This window comes from Prevotella pallens ATCC 700821, from assembly GCF_000220255.1.
Lineage (GTDB): Bacteria > Bacteroidota > Bacteroidia > Bacteroidales > Bacteroidaceae > Prevotella > Prevotella pallens.
In genome coordinates, this window is the sequence record NZ_GL982513.1 from 269554 (window position 1) to 278691 (window position 9138).

At 32.1% G+C, this 9138-nt stretch carries 7 protein-coding genes; 5 read left to right on the top strand and 2 right to left on the bottom strand.

Going from position 1 to position 9138, the window contains the following annotated elements; genetic code table 11:
- Positions 1 to 44: 44 nt before the first annotated feature.
- Entirely contained in the window at positions 45 to 2051 is a 2007-nt protein-coding gene (locus HMPREF9144_RS01100) for an Ig-like domain-containing protein (RefSeq protein ID WP_006043944.1), read from the bottom strand.
- Positions 2052 to 2057: 6 nt separating this feature from the next.
- The gene (locus HMPREF9144_RS01105) at positions 2058 to 3572 is read right to left on the bottom strand and encodes a GH3 auxin-responsive promoter family protein (protein WP_006043945.1); all 1515 of its coding nucleotides are present in this window, start codon (positions 3570 to 3572) and stop codon (positions 2058 to 2060) included.
- A gap of 325 nt (positions 3573 to 3897) precedes the next feature.
- On the opposite strand from HMPREF9144_RS01105, the gene HMPREF9144_RS01110 reads away from it, so the two are divergent.
- The 5 genes from HMPREF9144_RS01110 (at position 3898) to HMPREF9144_RS01130 (ending at position 9068) form a co-directional block, all read left to right on the top strand.
- Positions 3898 to 4155 carry a hypothetical protein gene (locus HMPREF9144_RS01110; protein ID WP_006043946.1) on the top strand — a complete coding sequence of 86 codons (258 nt, stop codon included), beginning with the start codon at positions 3898 to 3900 and terminating at the stop codon, positions 4153 to 4155.
- A gap of 2 nt (positions 4156 to 4157) precedes the next feature.
- A complete protein-coding gene (locus tag HMPREF9144_RS01115; protein ID WP_006043947.1) occupies positions 4158 to 4571 on the top strand; it encodes a protein-export chaperone SecB in 414 nt (137 codons plus the stop codon).
- A 3-nt stretch (positions 4572 to 4574) separates the two neighbouring features.
- Positions 4575 to 4946, top strand: coding sequence for a hypothetical protein (locus HMPREF9144_RS01120; RefSeq protein ID WP_006043948.1), 372 nt, complete (start codon positions 4575 to 4577; stop codon positions 4944 to 4946).
- Positions 4947 to 5688: 742 nt separating this feature from the next.
- Positions 5689 to 6498 carry a DUF3108 domain-containing protein gene (locus HMPREF9144_RS01125; RefSeq protein WP_040595345.1) on the top strand — a complete coding sequence of 270 codons (810 nt, stop codon included), beginning with the start codon at positions 5689 to 5691 and terminating at the stop codon, positions 6496 to 6498.
- 104 nt (positions 6499 to 6602) lie between these two features.
- The gene (locus tag HMPREF9144_RS01130; RefSeq protein ID WP_006043951.1) at positions 6603 to 9068 is read left to right on the top strand and encodes a TonB-dependent receptor domain-containing protein; all 2466 of its coding nucleotides are present in this window, start codon (positions 6603 to 6605) and stop codon (positions 9066 to 9068) included.
- Positions 9069 to 9138: the final 70 nt, after the last annotated feature.

Consider the following 9138-nt stretch of genomic DNA (forward strand, 5'->3'; position numbering starts at 1 on the left):
ATAATTACGTTTTTTATTTTCTTCAATAACAGCGTCTGGAAGTGTTATTTACGATGAGCCTTTTTACTCTTCTTTACTTTCTCAGCTACACCACTTTTCGGGTTATATTCTAATCCTAACTTTTTCGCACGTTCGTAGTTTCGACGTTTTATTTTTTGTTTCTCGTCAGCTTTCTGTTTGGTTATCTTTGCCGGTTTCTGCAAATAAAGTGGAGTTTGGCGTGGATTCCACGTTATTCTTACATCGCGTTTGGCTTTACATTCTATTTCTTTTGTGTAATAGTAAACAGCTTCTGGCTGGCGAGTATTATAAAGTCCGGTGTCCCAAACACCATTATCGTTCTCGTCTACTATTAATCGCAAATAGAATGTGCCTGGTTTTACATAATAGAAAGTAGCTTCGTTGTTTTTTGCTACTACTTCTTTTATGGGTTTATCGCTTTCGTTGAGCAATTGCAGCAAACAGTTTTTGCCTTCCATTCGTTGAAGCGACACAATTAGCGTGCTAAATTCGTCGAGCGAACTCACTTTTATACTCTGTTTTACCTTTGGCGATGCCTTGCCATATATATCAATAAAGGTGGCAGAATCTAATTCGAGACTATATTCGTGCCCTGGATTCCATGCACCCACAAGTTTATATTGTCGAGGAATACCAGGAACACTGCCAAACTGATATTTAGCACGTTGCCAAAGAGTATCTACCTTTTCGTAAAGATGTATTTTAGACGTGTCGCAAATAGCTACGGGCGATGGTAAAATAAAGGTTGGATTTTCGTCGGGTGCTATTTGTGTTCCGTTTTTTATTCTTACTTCTAAGGGTGTTGCTGGATATTCTGTTAGGTAAGGTTCGCCTTTCTTTTTACTCTTTTCTTGTTGCTTTTTCCATTTGTCGTATTCTTCCTTTTGCTGTTTCAGACGTTTTTCGTAGGGAACTTTCGACAAAACTTCTAATGTATCTGTTTGTTTTACCAATTTTCCTAATGAATCGTTTGCTAAATAAGATAGCTGCATGCGCAATGTATCTTGATTTACGAGCATTGTATCGCGAAGCCAGTAGGTAATTGTATCTTGATTTAAACTGGGTTCTACTACAAAAGCATTTTTTTCGTTAAAGTTCAAACCTTTTATTTCGGGCAATTCGGCATTGCCATAACTATAAAACAAGGTGAAATGGTTGGGTTCTTTGCGTTCTGCTTTTAAGAAATATCGGTTGGTTTGTATTTGAGTAAAGGCAGAAAGCACTACATCGTCGGGCAAAAAGTGCGTATAAGGCACTTGTTTTATATCGCTAATATGGAGCGAATCTCTCCAAATAGTGTCTTGTCGTACATCTGGTTTAAACGAAGGCATTATTATTTCTGGTGTAAATGCTATTTTTTCTCCTGGCTGATTAAACTTGTAATTACCGTCCATATCTTGTAAAGCATAGATACGATAATCGCCTTTTGCCACACCTTTTATCACAAAATGTCCATTTCCATCGGTACGAGCAATGCGCATCATAGGTTCATGTTGGAAAGCTGTATCGCTAAGATTGCTGTAAAGTCCCACTAAAATACCTTTTATTGGCTCTAAGTTTTGTGCTTCTAACACATATCCTGCCACTTCCATTGTATCTATTCGGTTGCCTGTAGAGAACGAATAAGTATAGTTTCCTAATGGATTTCCCTCATTATTATCTGTAATGGCATCAGAAAAATCTATGGTGTAAGTAGTATTTGGCTTTAAAGTATCTTGTAAAGCCACAGTAATTCGTTTTCCACTTACTTTAACTTCGGGTGCTTCTAATTGTGGTGGCGATACAACAACCTTTTCGGTTGGATTATCGAGCTTTACAAATTCATTAAACAGAATGGTAACTTTTTTACTATTTACATCGTCAGAACCATTTGCAGGCGATGTTCCAAGTATTTTTGGTGGTGTTTCGTCGTACCAACCACCGTCAGGACTCCCCATTCTTGCACACGAAAAAATAGTTAGTAAAAGTAAGTTGAATAAAATTATACTTCCTACTTTCCAACTTGTTTTCTTTATGCCTTGTTTGTTCATATTTGTTTAGTTTATATTCATTGCCAACATTTGGTCTATATTCTTCCGACTGTTCGATAGTCGTGGAATTTTGTGCTGACCACCAAGTTTACCTTTCAATTTTAACCAATCGTTAAACAAATTTTTCCGTGCAACTACCACTTCTAATTGTTGTAATGTTACATCGTGAAAGCGTTTTGCCTCGTAATCGGAATTAATTTCTTGCAATTTGCTATCTAATATGCGTTCAAAATCGCTTATACTATCGGGCATTTTTGTAAATTCTATTAGCCATTGATGGCGACATTTGGCATTTGAATCCATAAAAATTGGTGCTGCTGTATAATCAGAAATCTGCGCTCCAGTAGCTTTGCAGGCAGCTTCTATTCCTTTTTCGGCATTATCCATTATGAGTTCTTCGCCAAAAGCATTAATAAAATATTTTGTACGCCCTGTAATAACAAATTTATAAGGACGAACAGATGTAAACTGTATAGTATCGCCTATTTCGTAACGCCATAATCCACACACTGTACTAATAATAATGGCATAATTGCGCCCTATTTCTACACCTTCTAATGGAACTATATTTGGCTTTTCGCTTTCAAATTCGTCCATTGGTAAAAATTCGTAATATACACCATAATCTAACATTAGCGACATACTCTTATCGTTTGGATCGTCTTGTATTCCAAAAAATCCTTCCGATGCATTGTAAGTCTCCATATATTGCATATCTTGCTTTGAAATAAGCTGTTCGTATTGCTCACGATAAGGTGTAAAAGATATACCTCCATGGAAAAAAACTTCTAAATTTTGCCAAACTTCTTGCAAATGTTTCTTTCCAGACAGTTCCATTACACGTAACAAAACTGACAACATCCACGATGGAACACCCGAAATATTGGTTACATTTTGCGAAATTACTTCTTTAGCCATTCTATCTCGCTTTACTTCAAAATCGCTTAACAATGCAACTTCTTTAGAAGGTACACGAACAAGATTGGCTAATGGATTTATATTTTCTATAAGAATGGCACTTAAATCGCCAACAAGCGAATTTGAAAAATTATAGTTGGGCGAATGACTTCCACCAAGAATAAGTCCTTTTCCACTAAAAAGTTTACTATTAGGATTGTTGCTTAAATAGTAAGCCAGAACATCTTTTCCTCCTTGATAATGCACATTTTGTAAACCTTCGTGCGTAATTGGAATAAATTTACTTTTATCATTAGTAGTTCCCGACGATTTTGCATACCATTTTACTTGTCCTGGCCATAATATATTTCGTTCTCCATGCCTCATTCGGTCAATATATCCTTTTAATTCTTCGTAAGTATTAAGAGGTATATTCTGTGCAAAATCGTTATAATTGTTTATTGTAGAAAACAAATATTTTCTACCATATTCAGTATCTTTGCCACGCTTAACCAAGTATTGTAATATTTCGTGTTGCATTTCTTCGCCTTTATTAATATAACGTTCCAATTCTCGTCGGCGAGGTTGAAAGTACAACTTATTTACTATGCTTGTTAAATTCATTTCTTATCCTATTGTTTAAATTGCAAAATTACTGCAAAATTACTGAATATCCCTGTTTTTTAGCTATTTTATGTAAGTTATAGATATTCTCTCCGAAAAATATAATTATAATTTCAAAATTTGTAATTAAAAAATTATTTTTTTTAATAAGAAATTCCTCAACTTATAATTATTTTTTTTGTGTGAGAATTTAAATATTTTATATAAACTTAAAAATAAAGTTATAACAAACATATACAATTATATCGAAATATAGAGTATTATTAGGATATTCAGAAATAAAATCATACCTTTGCCATAGAAATAAAAAAGTAACAAAAGGACAATGGGAAAACTTCTTGAGCAACTTAAAAATTATTTTGAGAATACTCCAGCAGATATTCTTGAGAAAGAGAGCAGAGAATGGGACTACCTCAATGAGATTGGTCCTGATGTTATAGAATATGCTAATATAATTAGAGGTTATATTGGTACAGAGATAGAATATAATTCTTCTGATGATTTCTTAAATGAAAATAATTATAATTTCACTGTCTCTACTGATAATATAAATTCTAATGCACAATATGGTAAAGTAGCATAACTATGAACAATGAAGTAGCATTTAAATTAGATGGCTATAAATTTACTAAGGCAATTTTAAATTTTGATATACCGCAAAAAGCTGAGTTAGATATAAATTTCAAGCCTTCAGGTAAATTTTATGAAAAAGATGGCTGTTACAAACTATTTTTTGATACTGCTGTAATCTATAAAGAGACAGATACAGTTGTAATAAGTATTTCTTGTATTGCATCTTTTTCTTTTAATGGGAAAATTAGATTTAATGATATACCAGAATTTTTTTATCCTAATAGTCTCGCAATAATTTTCCCATATATAAGAGCTTTTGTCAGTACACTTTCGTTACAGGCAAATACTTCTCCTATAGTATTGCCAACAGTAAACTTAATGGGATTGACAGATATTCTTTGCAAAAACACATCTGTAGTTAAATGATAAATGAAACTTACCAAAATTTATCAAACACTTGAACATCGTAATAATAATGAAGAAATAGAAAATCATGGTCCATATTTCTGTTCTTTATTTTATGAAAATAAAAAAATTAAAACCGGTGCTAAAACTCCATGGTTAGGAGAAGGTTATTATTTTTGGGATACACGCTTAGAAAATGCAAAATGGTGGGGAGAAACCATATATAAATCTAAAGGATATGTAATTTGTCAAACATTATATGATGCGCATTCTCCTTTGCTTTATGACCTTTTAGGCGATTTAAAATCTTTTGATGAATTTGTTAGTCTCGCAGAAGAAATAAAAAAGAAAAATAAGAAAAAAAAGTTAGTTTCTCTTTTGTTCTTCAATATTTAAAAAAGCTCCCTGATTTTAATTATAGCGCAATAAGAGTTTTGGCTGTACCTAATTCTTTTAATAGTACAACTATTTGTTTTCCAAAATCTGGAATTTATTTAGCACAAATAGGAAAAGTTCAAATTTGCTTTTTCGATAAAAGGTTATTAAAACAAAATTTTAGAGTTGTTGAGACACACCCATGTTCTATAAATATAACTATATAATAAGTATATTATAAGAACATACTAAATCTATATTTAAACTCAAATTAGTCATTAGTCAGAAAACAATACGATTAATTAAACAATGGATCCATTGTGAGCTAATGACTATTTGGGTTAAAATCAATTTATCAGGATTATGAATAACTGTGTGGATAACTTTACTAATAACTTTAGAATAACCTTTAGTTTATGAACAATGCACAGAAGATAACGAAGATAATGGGTATAACTACCAAGTTATTAATAGACTTTTATAGAAGTTTTACACAGCTTTTACAATATAAAAGATATTAACTTATTATCTTTGCAAGATAGAGTGGAAATGTGGATAACTTTATTTATTAGTTGAATATCAATAAGAAAGCAAATTTTTATAGTGTGGATAACTTTTATTCACGGTTTAATAACTAAATATGCAAGAAATTGATTGAAAACTTATAAACACTATCCACAACACATCATACTACTCTTTTATTTTTTCTTTTTAAAAGAATAAATAAGAATATAATGTAACTAACAAGAAAAATGTGAATAAGATGAGAAAATTTAAATTTTATGTAGTGTCGCTTTTTTTATTGTTTTCTTTATCGATTTCGGCACAATGTTCTTTCCATAACACTGCTTTTAATAGTGGAGAATTTTTAAACTATAACCTTTATTTTAATTGGAAATTTGTTTGGGTAAAGGTTGGAACTGCTTCTTGGTATACAGTTTCGTCTACTTATAAAGGTATTCCTGCTTATCGTGCATCGTTAACAACGCGTGGTAATGGAAAATTGGATAACTATTTTATTATGCGCGACACATTACTTTGCTATAATACGAAAGATTTAGCACCACTTTATTATCGTAAAGGGGCTAAAGAAGGTAAAAGATATACGGTAGACGAGGTTTTTTATTCGTATCCTAATGGTAATATTAATATAAAGCAGCACAGAATAGATGCTGATGGAGAAAAACATTGGAAAAGCAGTTCGCCAAAAGAATGTGTTTACGATATGATGAGTATATTTCTTAGGGCACGTAGTTTTAATCCTACAAGTTGGAAGAAAGGATTTGTTGTGAATTTCCCATTAGTAAGTGGTAAAACTCTTGCTCCAGCACGTATAATTTATAATGGTAAAAAAACAATAAAGGCTGATAACGACAAGAAGTATCGTTGCTTAGAACTTGCTTATTACGAAAAAGACGATGATAAGTGGCGTAATATAGCCAACTTTTTTGTAACCGACGATGAAAATCATATTCCTATTCGGTTAGATTTAAATTTGAAGTTTGGTTCTGCCAAAGCTTTTCTTACTTCAATGAAAGGTATTCGCCACAAAATAGAATCGCAAGTAAATTAAAAATATCTTTTCGTCGAAAAAATAAATAAAGTGGTCGAAATATATTTTCGGCTACTTTATATTATATTTATCTTTGTGCAAAAATAAACTACAAAAACAATAATATGAAAAAAACGTTACTAACATTTGCATTAATGTGGATAGCCACAATAATGAATGCGCAAACAAACACTATTATAGGTGAATTGCTCGATTCTATTACACGTGAAAGCGAATCGTTTGCAACTATTCGTGTGTTTAAAAATGGGAAATTAGATAAACCTATTGCTATGTCTGTTACCGATGATAATGGTAAAATATTGCAAAAAGTAGAAGGAACAGGCAATTTTACACTTACAATAAGTTCTATTGGGCGTAAAATTATAACACGAAAAGTGCATATTAGTGCAGCAAACACTACTTTAAATCTTGGAACTATCTTAATTCAAGACGATGAAAAAATGATGAAAGGTGTGGAAGTTGTAGCACAAAAGCCACTTGTAAAAATGGAAACCGACAAAATGACTTATGATATAGAGAACGATGTTGATTCTAAATCGAAAACTGTACTCGATATGTTGCGTAAAGTTCCATTGGTAACGGTAGACGGACAAGATAATATTACTGTAAACGGACAAGGTTCTTTTAAAGTTTATGTAGATGGCAAACCAAATGTAATGTTTTCTGCTAATCCTTCACAGATATTTAAATCAATGCCTGCATCTTCAGTCAAGTCAATTGAAGTTGTAACTAACCCTGGCGCAAAATATGATGCTGAAGGAGTTGGTGGTGTTTTAAACATTGTGATGAATAAAATAGGTGGAAAACAAAATAATATGAACGGTTACAATGGAAGTATTAGTGGTATGATTAATAACTTTGGTTGGAATGGTTCTGTATTTGTAAGCGGACAACAAGGAAAACTAACCTACAGTGCTAATGTAACGCACAACCATTCGCAAACAGGAAAAATGGAACTTACAACAGAACGTATTGCTTCTGATGGGTCGAAAATGAATTCGTTTCAAACAAGTAAAACAAAAGTGCCTTTCAATATGGCAAACTTTAGTTTGGGTTACGATATAGATTCGTTAAGCAATATAGGAGCTTCTATTGGTTTAATGAATTTCAACATAAAGAGTAACGGACATCCAACAACAATTTTCTCTGGTGGTATGTATGGCAGTGGGTTTTCGTATGGAAACTATATGATGACACAAAATAAAAACACTTCTTTTAATGGAAACATAGACTATCAACGCTTTTTAAACCACAATAAAACAAGTAACATTACCTTGAGTTATCTGTTCACTACAAACCCTACAACAGCAGAAAGTAGAAACATTTACGACCCATTACCTGTGGGAATACCACTAACATTAAACGATTTACATTCTGATTCTGAAATGCGTGGTACAGAACATACATTTCAAGCTGACTATACAACACCTTTGTCTAAAATACAAACACTTAATATAGGTGCTAAATTTATAGGACGAAGAAATACTTCCGATTCTAAATATTACAATATAATAAGTGGAAACGAAGTTCTGAACACCACTAACAGTGTAAACTACAAAAACAAACAAAGCATTTTAGCTTCGTATATTGAATATAAATTAACTTTGGGTAAGTTTAGTTCTAAATTTGGTACACGTTACGAACATACATGGGAGAATGTAGAATTTATACTCGGACATGGTTCTAATTTTAAACGAAGCTACAATAATTTAGTACCTTCGGCAAGCTTTAGCTATAATATAGGGGCTACGCTAAATATTGGTATAAACTACAATATGCGCATTTTGCGTCCAGGAATTACATTCTTAAATCCATATATCGATCGTTCTATACCAACTGCACTTACATACGGTAATCCAGACCTTGATGTAGAAAAAAGCCACAATATAAGTGTTGTATTCAATTTCTTCACTCCTAAATTCATGATAAATCTTACTTTAGGCGAAGCATTTGCTAATAATCAGATAGAACAATATTCGTTTATGGATGCTAACGGTTTATTGAACACTACTTATGGTAATATTGTACGCAGCCGTTGGACTAACTTCAATACATTTATAAACTATTCTATAACGCCAAATACACGTATTTTTCTTAATGGTGGATTAGATTATGGAGATATGCGTTCTAATAAACTTAATCAAAAAAAATATGCTTGGCAAGCAATGGCATTTATTGGAGTGCAACAAACTTTGCCTTGGAATGTGAAAGCAAGTATATATACCGGAGGTATGACAAAACGATATACATTGCAAGGTTATAGTCAAGGATTTGATATGATAAATTTAGCTTTATCGAAAGATTTCTTTAACGAAAAACTAAATGTAGCTTTAAACTACTTTACTCCATTCTCTGGAAAAATAAAACAAAACACTTATAGCGAAGGAACTGACTTTATGCAACGTGTAAATATAGTGATTCCTGTTCAGCAAATAGGATTAACACTTACTTGGAAATTTGGTAATACAAAAAGACAATTCCAAACAAATAAAACTAATATTTCTAACGATTTTCAAGAAAAGAAAAACGACAGTCAGGTTGGTGGAGTTGGTACAGGAATAGGAATGTAAATTTTTAATATTTATTTATTGGTAAGTTAGTATAGTAATAAAAAAATGACGTTATATTATAAAAATATAG

What these genes read in the sequence shown, in the direction of transcription:
- HMPREF9144_RS01105 (WP_006043945.1), bottom strand. Translation starts at nt 3,572, where the DNA reads ATGAATTTAACAAGCATAGTAAATAAGTTGTACTTTCAACCTCGCCGA.
- HMPREF9144_RS01110 (WP_006043946.1), top strand. Translation starts at nt 3,898, where the DNA reads ATGGGAAAACTTCTTGAGCAACTTAAAAATTATTTTGAGAATACTCCA.
- HMPREF9144_RS01130 (WP_006043951.1), top strand. Translation starts at nt 6,603, where the DNA reads ATGAAAAAAACGTTACTAACATTTGCATTAATGTGGATAGCCACAATA.
- HMPREF9144_RS01100 (WP_006043944.1), bottom strand. Translation starts at nt 2,051, where the DNA reads ATGAACAAACAAGGCATAAAGAAAACAAGTTGGAAAGTAGGAAGTATA.
- HMPREF9144_RS01115 (WP_006043947.1), top strand. Translation starts at nt 4,158, where the DNA reads ATGAACAATGAAGTAGCATTTAAATTAGATGGCTATAAATTTACTAAG.
- HMPREF9144_RS01120 (WP_006043948.1), top strand. Translation starts at nt 4,575, where the DNA reads ATGAAACTTACCAAAATTTATCAAACACTTGAACATCGTAATAATAAT.
- HMPREF9144_RS01125 (WP_040595345.1), top strand. Translation starts at nt 5,689, where the DNA reads ATGAGAAAATTTAAATTTTATGTAGTGTCGCTTTTTTTATTGTTTTCT.